Raw genomic sequence first — 14,119 nt, forward strand, 5'->3', positions numbered from 1 at the left:
TATAAGGAGCCATCAAAGCTTATTTAGGCAGGGTGAACCAAAAAATGGTACGCTCGTCTGGCATACTGTCAACACCAATTTCTCCTCCATGTTTATTAATAATATTAGCGGAAATAAACAATCCAAGGCCTAGCCCGGAGAATTGATGCTGCTGTTCATCGGCCTGATAGTACCGGTTGAACAATAAGGGGATCTTTTCGGCAACAATCCCAGGGCCATTATCGATAACGGAAATTTTAACCTGGCTTTCATCATCAATGAGCTCAACCCTTATCTCTGCGGTGCCCGGAGCATATTTAACTGCATTACTGATCAGGTTGGTAAGCACCCGGCCGATCCGCTCTGAGTCGGCATGAACCATGATGTCTTCTTTGCCTGTTATAGTTACTGCCGGTTGGTCATTGAAAGCAAATAGGTCGACTATTTCTCTGACCAGCTCAAACAGGTTAAAGTTAGTTTTCCGTAGTTCTATCTGGTCCCGATAATTTTTACCGGCATTGAGCAGATCGTCTATTATCAGTGAAATCCGGTTTATGCCCTTGCTGGCCTGCATAACCAACCGCCTAGTACGCTCGGATTGCCTATTCGCATCCCGTTGCAACATTTGAACTGATCCTTTTAAGCTGGTCACCGGGGTCTTCAGCTCATGGCTGGCAATACTGATGAAATCGTCTTTGTGTCTTTCAATGATTTTGTCGGTCGTGATGTCGTTGATGACACCGATCAGTTTCACAGCCTTCCCATCTTTACCAGTCTCAGTTTTACCTTTTATATTCAGCCATTGAAGGACGCCATCTGGCCTGTTCAACCTAACCTGTACGTCCAGGCCTCCTTCTGCTTCAATATTCGATAGTGCCTCCTTGAAGGCCGGCAGATCACTTGCTGATATATGCCCGTAGTAACTTTCCAGGCTCCAATGCTCCTGCCTCTGCGGATATCCAAAAATTTCATCATGGTCGCGGGAACGGAAAACTTTGTGTGTGTCCAGATCAAGCTCCCAGATAGCTGTGCTGGTATACTTGAGGGCGAGGTTTAAACGTTTCTGGCTCTCTTCTAGTCGTTTGAAACTGGAAATATCGTCAAGAACCGTAAAGCCAAAAGTTTCTCCCTGGTCGTTATAGAGTATCGTAGTAACATCAACCCACACTCGGGTGCGGTCTCTTCGGTACAGGCAGGCCTTCAGCTTGAAGAAAGGTACCTGCTTAGCCCATATCATTTCCTGGAGATGATGCCAATGTGCGATATATTCTTCACAGGCATGATCCAGAATTTTGGTTCCTTCGATTTCCTCGGGTAGATAATCTAATAGATCGCAAAGTGCCTTATTGACCTTTAAGATGGTCAGGTCTGACCGGATAATCTTTGAGGCTACACTGGTAAGTTTGAATATAGTGTTGAACTTTTCATCACATTCTTTGAACCTCTTCTCAAAATTATTTCGCCCTTTATTTTTCTGCATAACAATTTTCAGCTGATAAAGAAATAACACTTTAAGATGAAATATGTTTAACCATAATCTTTAAGTCAGTTTTTTGAAAAATAGACCAATCAATTAGATTTTTACAAAGACTTTGAGGACTTCAAAAGGGATGAACAATATATTCCTCTTTGGTTAATGCCAGGTTTTACCAAATTACGAAAGAATCTGACAGATAACGAATTGCAACCCATGAAGTATGATGGATAAGTTATTAATTGAAATATAAATCAACAACGTCGCGAAGCCAAGTTTGCCCCGGGATAGGTAGTAACTTGAAGCGAAATGCCCAACACTAGGTTCAACTGAAAAACCCATACATCCGAAAGAGAGTCAGTACATGTAATCTCAAGTGCGGGTACCAGAATTAATTGGTAATATATTTTGAGGATATGAGCAAGAGTAATGTACGGTCTGCTTTAGCCTCATCGTAGTTTTCTTTTAGGAGCTGATTGATATGCTTGTTTTTAAGTTTCACCGCTGCCATTTGCAATATCTGAAAAGAGGCCATTTCCACACTTTCAATATTCTGCAGATAAAAAATGATAGATAGGTCGCGAAGCTCAGGTTCACCCATTTGCTCATCTATTGCCTCAAAGGCATCCTGGATTAGACCAGTTAATCCATGTATGCTTCCCCTTGAAACCTGTGCGTCAAGTAGTGAGTAGATAACTTCCATCCTTGCAATCTGTTTTTCGACATCAGCAACCGTTTCAATGATTGCGTTCTTTAAATCGGCAAATTCTACTTCGCTTGCAAGACTTGGCAATTTGGAAACCAAGTGTAACTTTGCACCATAGATGCGATCAAGATGCTTGACAAAAAAAACTTTAAGCTTTTCAGAACCAAGGTTAATTTTCTTCCAAGAACGTGATTTCTCAGGTTTTTCAGGCATAGTAGCTAATTAGGCTACTAAGTTATAAATTCTTTCACTTTTTCAAGAAGCTTATTTATATCAAATGGTTTGTTTAGGTAGCCATTGGCGCCGCATGCATTAGCCCGGTCATGCACATCAAGCTCAGCAGATACAAGTAATACTGGTATGGTTGTTAGTTCTAGCTCACGCTTGATCTCCGCGCATATCTGGTCTCCAGTTTTGGAAAAGCCAGCTATCCTTATATCTAATAGTATTAAGTCTGGCCCGATTAGTCTAACCTGATCCGCGTTCGTGCCAGTATTCTGTAGGATGACCTCATAACCTTCATCTGCAAAAAGGATATCCAATATAGAAAGAATGTCCTCATCATCATCAATTACAAGAATTCGTTTAGCCATTTGGTAATAAAGTTCTAAATATTAAAATTAAATTTCACGCCGCTTAGTGCGTTACAACAGCTCCACCACCCGAATGCCATAAACCTCGTAGAAAAGCCTGTTAAAATGACCTCTGGAATTATAGCCCGCAATGTTTGCTATTTCCTTGACAGAACGATATTTCCCAGATGCAATCGCTTCCCATGCCAGTTGCAGGCGTATAATCCTGACAAGCTTATTCGGAGTAATACCAAGTATGCCATGTACCCTTCGGAAAAGCTGTCGCTGACTGAGTGCCAAAGTATTACTTATCAGATTGAGGTTAAGTTCATTCTTGCCAGCATTTTGGCGAACAATTGTTTCTAGTCTGTTAAGCCAGAATTGATCTGATTGGGAAGGTTCTTCAATGGACTTTTTTCCATCATCTGCCTTAAATGCTACAAAAGTCCTGTTTATGGTTGGCCGATGTTGTTTAAAACGCGTATGATGGTCATCATTGATCATACCGAGAATGGACGAAATACGTTCGTATTCTTCCAGCTGTCTACGGTAGGTAATATCCTTCGCAATAGCGAAAATCAGGTTATCCTTTTTGATCGGAACTGATGTCCAACTAAGCCATATTACCATGCCCTCCTTTGTAAGATACCTATTCTCAAAGTTTAACAATGAGCGCCCCTCCAAAAGTTCGGCCCTCTTTTCAGCCGTTCTTTCCCTATCGTCGGGATAAATGAATTCATTTATCGGCGAAGCGAAAAGTTCGTCTTGAGTATAACCAAGCAGCCTGCAAACAGCAGGGTTGATCTTTTTAAAATACCCATCGAACCCCGCAATGCACAAAAAGTCGGGCACAACTTCAAAGAAATACTCTAGGTCAAAGACCTTTTGAGATTTTAACTTGACCATTTCATGTTCTTGCTCATATCCTTACGCATTAAATATTTTGGTTGGTGACACCACTGAAATACAAATTTTGTTTAAATTGTTTTCACTTCATTGTTAAGGCCTTGATTATGTCAATTTTGCGAACATATTAGGCAGTATTGGGAACAGTTTATAAAATAATACCTCTATATATCCCAATATTTCGGCAATCATAGTTGATAACTTCATATCTAGAACATAAATATCCTTTCTTCTTGCACGGGATGGTTGTATGTACCAGAAAAAAGTTGCGCAATGTGCCTGGCCCTAAACTATCGCTAAGTTGCTCATAGTGTTGTTCAAAACAGCGTCTGAAAGTAAAATATTTAGAGTTGCTATTAGAATTAACGGACGACAGTGGGCTGAAAACAGCAAGGCAAAAAACTGTGAGTGGATACTTTTGCCATCAGATATGGCAAGGTATTCAAAAAAAGATTTATTGTACATTGAGAGCTTACTGTACTATTTGTTTATGTTACGCAAGTTATTTAAAAAAATCAATTTTTCTTAAAGAAGAATTGATTGGCAATCGTTTTGTCAATGTAAATTTCCAAAACCAATTCACAATAGTTTGTTAATGAATTTAATCAACAGAAAATTGTATCGTTTATTCCAGTTAAAGAAATTAGTCCAGCCTATTAAAAACTAGCACTAACGTGGCAAAACCTTTGGTTACCGCGATAAAATACACATTACAGTTTTCTGGTCACAGCGCTTCCAGGAAGCAAAAAAATTGGCCACGAATATGATATATATATCAAGTTTATAACGATGAACCTGAACCAGTATTCGACAAAATTTGCAAACAAGCCTCTCTGTCCTAAACAACACTGCAATGGATCAAACAATTTTGATCCGTATAGGTCCTTTGATCCCGTCAATGTCAACAGGTTTCCCTTTTTGGGTAATGATAACCTTGCCCTGTTTATGCAGATCAATAGCCACATCACGCACTGCTTTCATTTGATTGCGCCAGTCTTGCGGAAATAACAGGCGGGCGATTTCGGATGGGCATGTGCTCTTATCAGGCCCGCGTTCTGTGGCGAGGGATAAAAGGGCGTTTGGGATACCTGCCTGCTTTGTTTGATGAGATAAAGGTATTTTCATTTTAGAATATATAAGTGCAACATGATATATTATGGCATTGCGATTCCTTTTTATCCACGGATGGTACTATCCCAAGTGACGCAATAAACGACTTGCCCTTTTAATCCTTTTCGCAATGCTGCCTCAGTTGTTTAGGACCCTGGGGCCATATATAGGCAGTAGTCTGCTTTTTCCACCCAAGGGTCTTATAGAAACGATCGGCTCCCGGGGCAGCACTAAGGTTAACAAAATGATAATTTTCCAACTGGCTGTTCAGCGCCATAACCAGGTATCTGCCCAGTCCCCGACCCTGATAGGCTGGGTCCACCACTACATCTGCCAGCATGGCATAATATCTTCCGTCACCTATAACCCTGCCGAAAGCAATGATCATTTCCCCCTCATAGATAAAAAGCGTGGAGGTACTCATCTTGAAAGCTTTTTCTATCTCTTCGGCTAAGCGATGTTTCCAGTTAATTTCCTGAAAGAGTTGGCATACACGTTGCCAATCGATGCTGGTCAAATCCGGATTTACCTGATAATTGTATGCTGGATGTTTTTCTGGTAATGTCATTTTTAGGTGTGGGATACTGTGGAAGGATAAAATGAATTGTTATGATTGCGTCCAAATAACGGCCTGTAAAAGTAATGGTAAATTTATGGATTAAAGGCATTAACAACCGGCGACTAACGGCATAATGCAACAACGGGATAACGCTTTGAAATCGCCGCTATACGCTCACCACGTGTTAAAGCGACCATTATCCCCGTAATAAATGTAGCCAGTATCAGGCAAATCAACAGCCATTCTAAAGAATTCAATTTTTTCATCACCATAATAACCATCGTTAACCGGCGAAAGTTTTTTAAAAACAGCTTTATGCTGATCTGATTTAAGGAATAACAAAACGAGATCATCCCCTGGAGATGATCAGCTTTCGCATTTCAAGCCCTTCATTACGCAGGGCCATTCTTAATGCCTCATCATTTTCGAAACTAATTTTATTCAAATTAAGCCGCTCGTAACATACTTCAAAATTATCGACCTCAAAGACTATGGTGTAACGATAAATTGTTGCCCCGCTGAAAAAACCGGAAAGATGTGCCGCTAGGCCCTTTACTAATTTTAAGAAGGCGCTCTTCTGGCGAAATCTGGCCCTGCTCTTACTGATGGCATTATCCATCATTTCCCTGCAGGCCGATTCATCAAAACCCGTTATTTTTAAATTGAGGGATCCGCCGCTATCTGATAACAGCGGACCACGGACAAACTCGTTGAAAACATCGTCTTGCTCGGTGGTAGCAGTGAGGGTTTCTACCCAGCGCTCTGGGTGATGATTTCCCATCCATTGTTGCAATAATTAACAATCAAGATCTTTCCTCCCCTGTAAACCTAACGCCTGCCCTTTTCAGATCCGGCTTTTCGATATCTGCTTCCATCAATCCCTGCTTTAGATTAAACTGCTGCGCGCATTGCCGCCCGCCTAGACATTATTTTCTCGATCAGGCCATGCAAACGGCTCCGGTAGTCGCTGCCCAACCACTTTATATAGTTTTTGGTTACCGCACCCAGGCATTTGCCATATTGTTTTATCCTCCAGTCGATTTCTTTATCGAGTTCCTGTGCCAATTCAAAGGCATTGCTCACCGTTTCAGCATTGTCAGTGCACATCATTGCATGTTGCCTGATGGAATCGCGGAGCACGGTTCTTGCTTTTTCCCCTTTCTCCGTTGCTGTTTGATAGGCCGCGAGTACATCGAATGATATCCCCGTGCTATTGGGAAACCTATTCCTCATTTCGGCAGGCATCTGATGGATATCATCACTGGCCTTTTCAAGTATCTGGTGATAGATTTCAGGGTTTTCATATACATGCTGCCAGTCTACCGGTGCATCCCATTCCCCAAACCTTTCTATATTATTGCCGAGGTCTATAATACAGAAAGTCTTTTTACCGGGCAAACGCCTTGCTCCCCTGCCGATCATCTGATGATAAAGTGTAAGTGAGGTAGTAGCACGGTTCAGGATAACCGACTGCACAGACGGCTCATCAAAACCAGTAGTTAATATGGATACTGATGTCAATATTGCTCCCTTTGTTTTTTTAAACCATTTTAATATTTCAATCCGTTCTGCATTTTCTGTCTGGTTATCCAGGTGGCGGATGGGATAACCAGCCTGCTGAAAAACTTCCAATACCTTTCGTGAGGTAAATATACCGTTATTAAAAATCAACGCCTTTTTCCCAAAAGCATGTTCCCTGTAAGCGTGGATCAGAAGATCGAGCATTACCTTGGATGAATATAATTCATCGGAACTGCTCACCGTAAAATCACCGTGTATGCCCCTGTTCAGCGTGTTGAGTTCTACTTCGTAACCAAAGCTCTTCGGCTTTGCCAAAAAGCCCTGTTCGATCAGTGAACTGATTTGCTCTCCAAGCACCAGTTCATTGTAAAAGCTTTTCATCGGAAGCGCTGCATCTGCAGAGAAAGGTGTGGCTGTTACCCCGATTATCCTGGCACCTGGGAATTTTTTAAGCAGTTTGTGGAAGGAGTTGTGATGGGCCTCATCTACAATCACAAGGCCTACCCCTTCAGTATCGATCAGACCATCATCAATCCTGTGTTTAAGGGTTTCGACCATGGCCACGTAACAATAATAATAATCTTTTTTGGCTATCCGTTTAACCCTGCTGTCCACTACTTTATTAAAAACGCCTGTATTTTTCAGCGCCAGCGAAGTCTGTTTGCATAACTCCTGCCGATGGGTCAGCACAATTACCTTCTTTCCGTATTTCTTTATAAAACGATCGACGATTTCAGAAAAAATAACTGTTTTGCCGCCACCTGTAGGTAGCTGAAAAAGCAAGCGTGTCTGCCCAGCACTGGCCTCCATTTTTTCAAACAGGGTTTCGATCGCATACTGCTGATAGGGATATAATTTTTTAGTTGGCGCAACCATAGGGGATAAAATCTGCATGGTGTTACAACCACGGAAACTGGCTGAAAGTTTTAAGACAGGGAGGGATCATAAAAATTTTTCATAAACAGCTTTTCGAGTTTACCTTCGAAGTGTAAAGATTACAGTAAGGAATAAAACAAGAAAGCGGGAAAAACCAAAGGCTCTTCCCGCTCATCTAAATTAACGCTCTCGTAATATAAACGCCATCGCCGGCAATTTGTTTTGTTCGATTTAAAAAAAACCAAACTAATCTATCTCCATCCAAGTCCCGGTGCAACGTGATCCAGAATGGCAGATAGCACATGGATATTGTAATCTACGCCCAAGGTATTTGGAATGGTTAGTAGTACCGTATCCGCTTCCTGTATCGCCTCGTCGGCAGCCAGTTCCTTTATCAGCTGATCGGGTTCAGCGGCATATCCCCGACCGAAAACCGCCCTTTGGGTTGGCTCGATATAGCCAAAACTATCCGTCCCTTTTCCCTGCTGCCCGAAATAATACCTGTCCTGATCGTTCATCAACGCAAATATTGAACGGCTGACAGAAACCCTTGGCTCGCGATCATGTCCCGCTTTTCTCCAGGCTTCCTTGTACAGCCTGATCTGCTCGGCCTGCTGGATACTGAAAGGCTTGCCATTTTCATCAAACTTCAAAGTAGAACTCTGCAGGTACATTCCGTTCTCTGCCGCCCAAACAGCAGTTGCATTGGAAGCGGCTCCCCACCAGATGCGCTCGCGCAGTCCCTCAGAATATGGTTCTAACCTTAACAGTCCCGGCGGATTGGGAAACATTGGATTTGGATTGGGCCTTGCAAAACCTTCGCCTTTCAGTCTTTCCAGAAACTCCAAAGCCTTTTGCCTTCCCATATCAGTATCGTTCTCCCCATCCTTTGGTGCAAAACCGAAATACCGCCAGCCATCGATCACCTGCTCGGGCGAACCCCTGCTAATGCCCAGTTGCAACCTGCCACCAGAGATGAGGTCGGCCGCACCAGCATCCTCAACCATATATAAAGGGTTTTCATAGCGCATATCGATAACGCCCGTTCCGATTTCGATCTTAGAAGTCTTTGCGCCAATCGCTGAAAGCAACGGAAAGGGTGATGCCAGTTGCCTTGCAAAATGGTGTACCCTGAAATACGCTCCGTCAAGGCCGATCTCTTCGGCCGCAACGGCAAGGTCGATGGATTGCAGCAAAGTATCACTGGCGGTACGCGCCTGATACGAGGGATGTTCCGACCAATGCCCGAACGATAAAAATCCGATTTTCTTCATTTCATTAATTGCTAAATCCAAAGTTACCATTACTCCTATAGCGCAAAGGTCATCGTGTAGTCATAACCTCCAATCCCCTTCAGCAAACAATAGCCCAGGCTAATTGTTCCAAAATCAGTCATGTCAAGAAGAAAACAGATACGGTCAAAAGAGCAGTTTGCTGCTGCGCTCGAACTGGAAAGAGCGGGCGATAATGCTGCCGCATTAAAACTCTACCGGAAATCTGCAATAACAGATCCTGCCAATTCCCATGCGTGGAACAGGCAGATGGTGCTTTTGCGCAAAACTAAATCAAAAGAAGATGAGGTTAAGCTCATCAAAATGGCCATAGCCGAATACCGGAAATCGCACGAAACCAAACAACAAGATTGGCTGAAAGAAAACCAGGCCAAGGCAGACAGCACCCGGGAACTGGCCCATGTACTCGGTCTTTTGGAATCAACAGGCCTTCCAAAAAGCGACGACACCATCATCGAGAAATGGCAGACCAGGCTGTACCTGCTTGAATACCGCATCAAAAATGCACGGAAGAAGAAAACCTCGTTGAAAAAGCCTGTAAGCAAATCGCCAAAAAGTGCAGCCCCTGCACCTAAAGAGCATAAGCAAAAGGCCGCTACTAAGCCCAGGATAGCAAAAAAGAAAGCGGGAAAAACCAAAGGTCCTTCCCGCTTATAAATTAACGCTCACAAATACTTTAACGCATAGCTATTACAACTATCTTATCCCCGCAAAAACCGACAACTACTTGTCCGAATATTTCTGCTCCAGCACCTCGATCTCCTTCAAGGCTTCAGCAATACCGTTGCGCTGGGTGGTCAATAAATTTAAATGGTCAGAATGGAGTTCATTGTCCTTTATCACCATGTCATACTTTTCTAGTGCTGCCTTTTCACCAGTTACGACTGCACTTAACAAAGCAGTCTCGCTTTTATCGGTCAGCGCTTCCTTGATATCGATCCAGGTTCTATGGATCGCTCCAAGTATTCCACCCTCCTGGTTATCCGAATCCCCGCCATGCTTTTCCAGGTGTGCCTTCAACTCGTTTTCATACAAGGCACGTTCTGCAACATATTTCAAAAACACTGCTTTTAGCTCCACATTATCGGTAGATTCTGCTGCTGAACTATATCCCTCTTTTCCATCGTTGATGATGGATACCAGACCCTTTAGGTCCGAAATGATCTCTTGATTGTTTTCCATGGTAAATGATTTTTTCTAACAAACAGCAGCCAACCCTATAAGGTTTTGGCAAAATCACACAAGCAATAAAAACATAACAATAAGCCGACATGTTGCTTAGCTATGCCAACAGAAAGAAAACCATCCTACCTTGATTTTGATAGCGAAAAATACCCATGGAAGCAGGACATCGATTATAAAGACAAGCCCGAAAAATACAGGGTCGGCAAGGGCGAACAGGGCGTTCTGATCTGCGAGCCCTATAAATCAGAGATCGGCCAATTCTGGAGGTTCAGGACACCAGAGGTTGCAAAAGAAAGCAGTGAAAAGATATTTGAAATGTTCAGTAATTACATCCAGGCAAATGATTTCGTGGGGGCAGACATGGCAAGAAAATACCTGCAGATGGGCTACACCCGCGCAAGGCGGTACGCCAATTACAAAGGCGGAAAGAAATACGACAGGGACAAAGATTATAAGCCACTGGAACGCGGCACCGGATCGGCAGAAAAAGCACAGTCTGCTGAAATATTCTACTCCGCCTACAAACTGGCAGAGGCCCACCCGATCTACAAATCGCTGAAGGCAGACTGGAAAAAACGGCTAGGATAGCAAAGCACCCGTAACAAGGGTATAAACCAATGATAAACTTAAGAATAACCAAGAAACCGCAAAACCATTTGCACCAGAAAGACGATTAATGAAACAATACATAGTGATTTAGGGTTTGAAAGATACATACACCTTTGCTAGCCCCTTGCCAAAATGCCCAAGCTGATATTTATACTAGAGGACAACCAGGACCTGATAGAACTCTATGAACTGATCCTGGAAGAAGAGGATTACCAGATCAGCGCCTTTTGCACCATTAAAGCGTTTCTTGAGCACTCCACTGAAATCCCCGACCTTTACCTGCTGGATGTGATGCTGCCCGACGGAGATGGTGTGGAAATATGCAGGGAACTCAAGAAAAATCCCTTAACGCAAAATATACCCGTAATCATGATCTCTGCCCATAGCGACATTGCAGACGTGAAACGGCAGTGCCCGGGATCTGACTTCATTGCAAAACCATTTGACATTGGCCACCTTAGCGGCCAGATTGCCAAACGCCTAAGCGAAAATAGAAGCTGACCAAAAAGATAAATAGGAAGCCCGCCGCCAATTGACTAACTTGCCGCATTCCCACCATGGCCATGCAAAGCAAGAACGACCAGATTTCCGAACTCACCGAGCTGAACGAGGAGCTGGAAAACTATTTTTCTAACACCATTATCCCCCAGCTCTTTGTCGATGCCAACCTTCGGCTGAGAAAATTTACGCCCCCTGCAATGAAGCAGTTCAAGCTCAGGGACGAGTATATCGGAAAGCCGCTTGAAGAAATTGCAGAGACCTTCCGCTACCCAACCATCATCGAAAACATCGAAACTGTGATCGAATGTGGGGAGATACTTGAAAAGGAAATCCAAACCATTGACCGCGACTGGTTCCAGATGAACATCATCCCTTATAAGATCAAAAGCAAGGGTACCACAAACGGGGTGATCATTACCTTTGTTGACATTACCCCAAGGATCCGGGATTTGAAGGAACAGGAAAAAATGATCGCTGAACATGAACTTTTGCTGGACACCATTGCCCATGATATCAAACAGCCGATCAATACCCTGGGTTTAACCATTGAGCTGATCAAAAAACTCTCTCCTGAGCAGTCTGACAGGTTTCCAAAACTTATCGACAAACTCGAAAGCGGTCTATCGGCGATGAAAACTGTGGTTGACGGTCTGGGCGATACGCGCCTTCAGCCCACAGGCTACCAGGCTTCCGAAGAATTGCTTGACCTGCAGAACATCATCGAGGATGTCAGGCTCACACTCTCCCAGCAGATATCTGAACGCAAAGCCATGATTAAGCTCGACCTAAAAGATCCGCAGATCACCTTTGTCCGCCGAAAGCTGCGTAGCGCCCTGTACAATCTGATTTCCAATGCCATTAAATATACACCCATGGAAATCAGGCCCGAGGTTACTATCAGCTCTAAATTAGAGGAGGGGCACATGACCATTTGCGTAACCGATAACGGGATCGGGATCAGCGATGCCCACCAGAAACTGATTTTTGAAAAATTCGAGCGCATCCAGACCAGTGTAGATGGGACTGGTGTAGGCCTTTACCTGGTAAATGCGATCTTCACTTCAGCCGGCGGCACGATCAGCGTGGAAAGTGAAGTTGGAAAAGGGTCGACATTCAAGATCATCCTGAAAGATACATCGGCGAGCGCTTCCCACTAAACAAAAAATGCGACAGGCCAATAGACCCGCGCACCCTTAAAAGAAAATTAATTAATCCTCCTGGCCTGCGGCCAGGGAAATCTCCTGTTATTTCTTTTTGCCCGTACCCTTTGCCTTGGTAGCGCCAGTACTTTTTGAAGCGCTTTGGCCGGTGCTCTTGCTTGCTTTATCAGATAGGTACTTTTCGATTACGGTTCTTTCATTAGAACCTGTTGCACGTTTAGCCCCGACAACTGCCTGGGTGCTTACATTCATTTTTGTTGCTACGTGTGAAATCTCCCACTCCTCCGAAGAGTTTACTTTTTTTCTGTCACTTGGTCCTGACTTTGCCATAATATGTTCTTTTAGTTAGACGTATGATAAATTTATAGGTATTCTTTTTTGAAACAGGTTACACATGGTGATCAGAGACCAGCTCGCCAACCAGGACAGGAACCCTTCCTCCAGCTCGTTCATCGTTTTCCACCCGGTACCACATCTCCTACTCCGGGATAAAGCCTGCATCTTGCTCTTTTTCCTTAAACACAAATATTTTCGGGATTGTTTTCAGGAAAATAATTTCTGTTCGTCGGTATAATAACTGGTCCTTCCGCCTATCTTTTCGGACTTCACGACCGCCCCGGACGGGGACTTCTCAACCTTTGCGCCATGTACCTTCATGAAGTCGCGCAGCTCGCCGCGAAGCTCATCACCGTTCTCTTTTGCGATAGCAGCAATGGCTTCTTTCAAAACAGCCCCCAGGCTCTTAAACAATTTCTTCACGATTTTTTCTGGTATCGTTGAGCTGACCGAAAACGGGGATACGCCGGCATCCCACAGGATCTCATCAGCGTATGAATTGCCGATCCCTCGCATCTTTTTCTGGTCCATCAGCACCTCCTTCACCATTTTCTTGCTCTTAAAAAGCACTCCGGCAAAATAATCCTCGTCCATTTCCAGTGCATCTGGTGCCTTGGCAGCATCGGGATTTAAGGTAGGTGTTGCCGCACGTAACATATCTACGACCGCAAACCCATCGCCTCCGGAAAAATGAAAAGCAAGGATGGTATATTTCGGAAGCTCCGAATCTTTCTTCAATGCCTCCAACTCTCCCCGAAGCATGAGATGAACCTGTAAAACTTCTTTACTGAAGTGAAAGTGCAAAGTTTTTCCATAGCGCAAAACTTTCGAAAGCTTTTTTCCTTCGAGCTTTGCCTTGAGCTGTGCAGCATTCACGTTCAGCCTTTTCACCACTTTCACTTCCAACTCCTCAAGGGACTTTCCCTTGAACCGGCGCGAGATGATCTGCGCAAATACTTCCAAGTCCGGTAGTTCAGCCATAACAATTTTTAAGATTAAACGCTCAAATATTTTTTGATCTCCCTTACCGAACTCCCGTTCAGGACGATCGCTGCTTTCAGATCGTCTACTGAAATCTGAAACTCCTTCGCCCAATAGGCAACATCGACGGGATCATCGGCATTGATTTCCCTGTGCTCCGAGCCATCGTCGAAAGGCTCCAGCGTATCTGAATCATCTTCAATCGGGTAGCGTTCCATGATCTCATCTGGATCGGGGATATTTCCCCCAAAACCAAAATTATCCTTGTTATCTTCCATAATCATCTATTCTAAGCTCTTTTGTTTGTATTTGTCCAGTCTCATAGCTGATCGATTTGCAGGAATGAAACATT

The 14,119-nt window shown here is 43.7% G+C and carries 17 protein-coding genes; 4 read left to right on the forward strand and 13 right to left on the reverse strand.

Translation table 11 applies throughout. The features are described 5' to 3' along the window. Positions 1 to 19 precede the first annotated feature (19 nt). From ACUN24_RS19260 to ACUN24_RS19300, 9 genes are all read right to left on the reverse strand, one after another. Complete coding sequence (locus ACUN24_RS19260; RefSeq protein ID WP_445563975.1) at positions 20 to 1,459, reverse strand: PAS domain-containing sensor histidine kinase; 1,440 nt, start codon at positions 1,457 to 1,459, stop codon at positions 20 to 22. A gap of 385 nt (positions 1,460 to 1,844) precedes the next feature. Continuing rightward, positions 1,845 to 2,372 carry a DUF892 family protein gene (locus ACUN24_RS19265; protein ID WP_445563976.1) on the reverse strand — a complete coding sequence of 176 codons (528 nt, stop codon included), beginning with the start codon at positions 2,370 to 2,372 and terminating at the stop codon, positions 1,845 to 1,847. 17 nt (positions 2,373 to 2,389) lie between these two features. Beyond that, positions 2,390 to 2,752 (reverse strand): response regulator, encoded by a 363-nt coding sequence (locus tag ACUN24_RS19270; protein ID WP_445563977.1) that lies wholly within the window; start codon positions 2,750 to 2,752, stop codon positions 2,390 to 2,392. Between the two features lie 51 nt (positions 2,753 to 2,803). Continuing rightward, positions 2,804 to 3,637 (reverse strand): PAS domain S-box protein, encoded by an 834-nt coding sequence (locus ACUN24_RS19275; RefSeq protein WP_445563978.1) that lies wholly within the window; start codon positions 3,635 to 3,637, stop codon positions 2,804 to 2,806. Positions 3,638 to 4,495: 858 nt separating this feature from the next. Then, a complete protein-coding gene (locus ACUN24_RS19280; RefSeq protein WP_445563979.1) occupies positions 4,496 to 4,762 on the reverse strand; it encodes a DUF3253 domain-containing protein in 267 nt (88 codons plus the stop codon). A 100-nt stretch (positions 4,763 to 4,862) separates the two neighbouring features. Next, positions 4,863 to 5,315, reverse strand: coding sequence for a GNAT family N-acetyltransferase (locus ACUN24_RS19285; RefSeq protein ID WP_445563980.1), 453 nt, complete (start codon positions 5,313 to 5,315; stop codon positions 4,863 to 4,865). A gap of 340 nt (positions 5,316 to 5,655) precedes the next feature. Beyond that, positions 5,656 to 6,087, reverse strand: coding sequence for a hypothetical protein (locus ACUN24_RS19290; protein ID WP_445563981.1), 432 nt, complete (start codon positions 6,085 to 6,087; stop codon positions 5,656 to 5,658). A gap of 110 nt (positions 6,088 to 6,197) precedes the next feature. Further along, complete coding sequence (locus ACUN24_RS19295; RefSeq protein WP_445563982.1) at positions 6,198 to 7,721, reverse strand: DEAD/DEAH box helicase; 1,524 nt, start codon at positions 7,719 to 7,721, stop codon at positions 6,198 to 6,200. Positions 7,722 to 7,954: 233 nt separating this feature from the next. After that, positions 7,955 to 8,977, reverse strand: a complete 1,023-nt coding sequence (locus ACUN24_RS19300; RefSeq protein ID WP_445563983.1) for an LLM class flavin-dependent oxidoreductase — start codon at positions 8,975 to 8,977, stop codon at positions 7,955 to 7,957. 120 nt (positions 8,978 to 9,097) lie between these two features. Between ACUN24_RS19300 and ACUN24_RS19305 the strand changes: the two genes are divergently transcribed. After that, positions 9,098 to 9,652, forward strand: a complete 555-nt coding sequence (locus ACUN24_RS19305) for a hypothetical protein (RefSeq protein ID WP_445563984.1) — start codon at positions 9,098 to 9,100, stop codon at positions 9,650 to 9,652. 66 nt (positions 9,653 to 9,718) lie between these two features. Here the strand turns inward: ACUN24_RS19305 and ACUN24_RS19310 are convergent, their stop codons facing one another. Continuing rightward, the gene (locus ACUN24_RS19310) at positions 9,719 to 10,177 is read right to left on the reverse strand and encodes a PA2169 family four-helix-bundle protein (protein ID WP_121287976.1); all 459 of its coding nucleotides are present in this window, start codon (positions 10,175 to 10,177) and stop codon (positions 9,719 to 9,721) included. Positions 10,178 to 10,279: 102 nt separating this feature from the next. Between ACUN24_RS19310 and ACUN24_RS19315 the strand changes: the two genes are divergently transcribed. The 3 genes from ACUN24_RS19315 to ACUN24_RS19325 all read left to right on the forward strand — a co-directional run bounded on the left by ACUN24_RS19315 (position 10,280) and on the right by ACUN24_RS19325 (position 12,447). Continuing rightward, entirely contained in the window at positions 10,280 to 10,768 is a 489-nt protein-coding gene (locus tag ACUN24_RS19315) for a DUF4385 domain-containing protein (protein ID WP_445563985.1), read from the forward strand. 153 nt (positions 10,769 to 10,921) lie between these two features. Next, positions 10,922 to 11,290 (forward strand): response regulator transcription factor, encoded by a 369-nt coding sequence (locus ACUN24_RS19320; RefSeq protein WP_445563986.1) that lies wholly within the window; start codon positions 10,922 to 10,924, stop codon positions 11,288 to 11,290. A 62-nt stretch (positions 11,291 to 11,352) separates the two neighbouring features. Continuing rightward, on the forward strand, positions 11,353 to 12,447 hold the full coding sequence (locus tag ACUN24_RS19325; RefSeq protein ID WP_445563987.1) for a sensor histidine kinase: 1,095 nt from the start codon (positions 11,353 to 11,355) through the stop codon (positions 12,445 to 12,447). 87 nt (positions 12,448 to 12,534) lie between these two features. Here ACUN24_RS19325 and ACUN24_RS19330 read toward each other — a convergent pair whose 3' ends face one another. The 3 genes from ACUN24_RS19330 to ACUN24_RS19340 all read right to left on the reverse strand — a co-directional run bounded on the left by ACUN24_RS19330 (position 12,535) and on the right by ACUN24_RS19340 (position 14,045). Then, positions 12,535 to 12,780 carry a DUF3606 domain-containing protein gene (locus ACUN24_RS19330; protein ID WP_445563988.1) on the reverse strand — a complete coding sequence of 82 codons (246 nt, stop codon included), beginning with the start codon at positions 12,778 to 12,780 and terminating at the stop codon, positions 12,535 to 12,537. Between the two features lie 213 nt (positions 12,781 to 12,993). Next, positions 12,994 to 13,767 (reverse strand): DNA-formamidopyrimidine glycosylase family protein, encoded by a 774-nt coding sequence (locus ACUN24_RS19335; RefSeq protein ID WP_445563989.1) that lies wholly within the window; start codon positions 13,765 to 13,767, stop codon positions 12,994 to 12,996. Positions 13,768 to 13,781: 14 nt separating this feature from the next. Then, a complete protein-coding gene (locus ACUN24_RS19340) occupies positions 13,782 to 14,045 on the reverse strand; it encodes a DUF3606 domain-containing protein (protein ID WP_445563990.1) in 264 nt (87 codons plus the stop codon). Positions 14,046 to 14,119: the final 74 nt, after the last annotated feature.

This window comes from Pedobacter sp. WC2501 (assembly GCF_052682415.1).

What these genes read in the sequence shown, in the direction of transcription:
- ACUN24_RS19315 (WP_445563985.1), top strand. Translation starts at nt 10,280, where the DNA reads ATGCCAACAGAAAGAAAACCATCCTACCTTGATTTTGATAGCGAAAAA.
- ACUN24_RS19325 (WP_445563987.1), top strand. Translation starts at nt 11,353, where the DNA reads ATGCAAAGCAAGAACGACCAGATTTCCGAACTCACCGAGCTGAACGAG.
- ACUN24_RS19330 (WP_445563988.1), bottom strand. Translation starts at nt 12,780, where the DNA reads ATGGCAAAGTCAGGACCAAGTGACAGAAAAAAAGTAAACTCTTCGGAG.
- ACUN24_RS19280 (WP_445563979.1), bottom strand. Translation starts at nt 4,762, where the DNA reads ATGAAAATACCTTTATCTCATCAAACAAAGCAGGCAGGTATCCCAAAC.
- ACUN24_RS19310 (WP_121287976.1), bottom strand. Translation starts at nt 10,177, where the DNA reads ATGGAAAACAATCAAGAGATCATTTCGGACCTAAAGGGTCTGGTATCC.
- ACUN24_RS19340 (WP_445563990.1), bottom strand. Translation starts at nt 14,045, where the DNA reads ATGGAAGATAACAAGGATAATTTTGGTTTTGGGGGAAATATCCCCGAT.
- ACUN24_RS19320 (WP_445563986.1), top strand. Translation starts at nt 10,922, where the DNA reads ATGCCCAAGCTGATATTTATACTAGAGGACAACCAGGACCTGATAGAA.
- ACUN24_RS19265 (WP_445563976.1), bottom strand. Translation starts at nt 2,372, where the DNA reads ATGCCTGAAAAACCTGAGAAATCACGTTCTTGGAAGAAAATTAACCTT.
- ACUN24_RS19275 (WP_445563978.1), bottom strand. Translation starts at nt 3,637, where the DNA reads ATGGTCAAGTTAAAATCTCAAAAGGTCTTTGACCTAGAGTATTTCTTT.
- ACUN24_RS19285 (WP_445563980.1), bottom strand. Translation starts at nt 5,315, where the DNA reads ATGACATTACCAGAAAAACATCCAGCATACAATTATCAGGTAAATCCG.
- ACUN24_RS19270 (WP_445563977.1), bottom strand. Translation starts at nt 2,752, where the DNA reads ATGGCTAAACGAATTCTTGTAATTGATGATGATGAGGACATTCTTTCT.
- ACUN24_RS19290 (WP_445563981.1), bottom strand. Translation starts at nt 6,087, where the DNA reads ATGGGAAATCATCACCCAGAGCGCTGGGTAGAAACCCTCACTGCTACC.
- ACUN24_RS19260 (WP_445563975.1), bottom strand. Translation starts at nt 1,459, where the DNA reads ATGCAGAAAAATAAAGGGCGAAATAATTTTGAGAAGAGGTTCAAAGAA.
- ACUN24_RS19295 (WP_445563982.1), bottom strand. Translation starts at nt 7,721, where the DNA reads ATGCAGATTTTATCCCCTATGGTTGCGCCAACTAAAAAATTATATCCC.
- ACUN24_RS19300 (WP_445563983.1), bottom strand. Translation starts at nt 8,977, where the DNA reads ATGAAGAAAATCGGATTTTTATCGTTCGGGCATTGGTCGGAACATCCC.
- ACUN24_RS19335 (WP_445563989.1), bottom strand. Translation starts at nt 13,767, where the DNA reads ATGGCTGAACTACCGGACTTGGAAGTATTTGCGCAGATCATCTCGCGC.
- ACUN24_RS19305 (WP_445563984.1), top strand. Translation starts at nt 9,098, where the DNA reads ATGTCAAGAAGAAAACAGATACGGTCAAAAGAGCAGTTTGCTGCTGCG.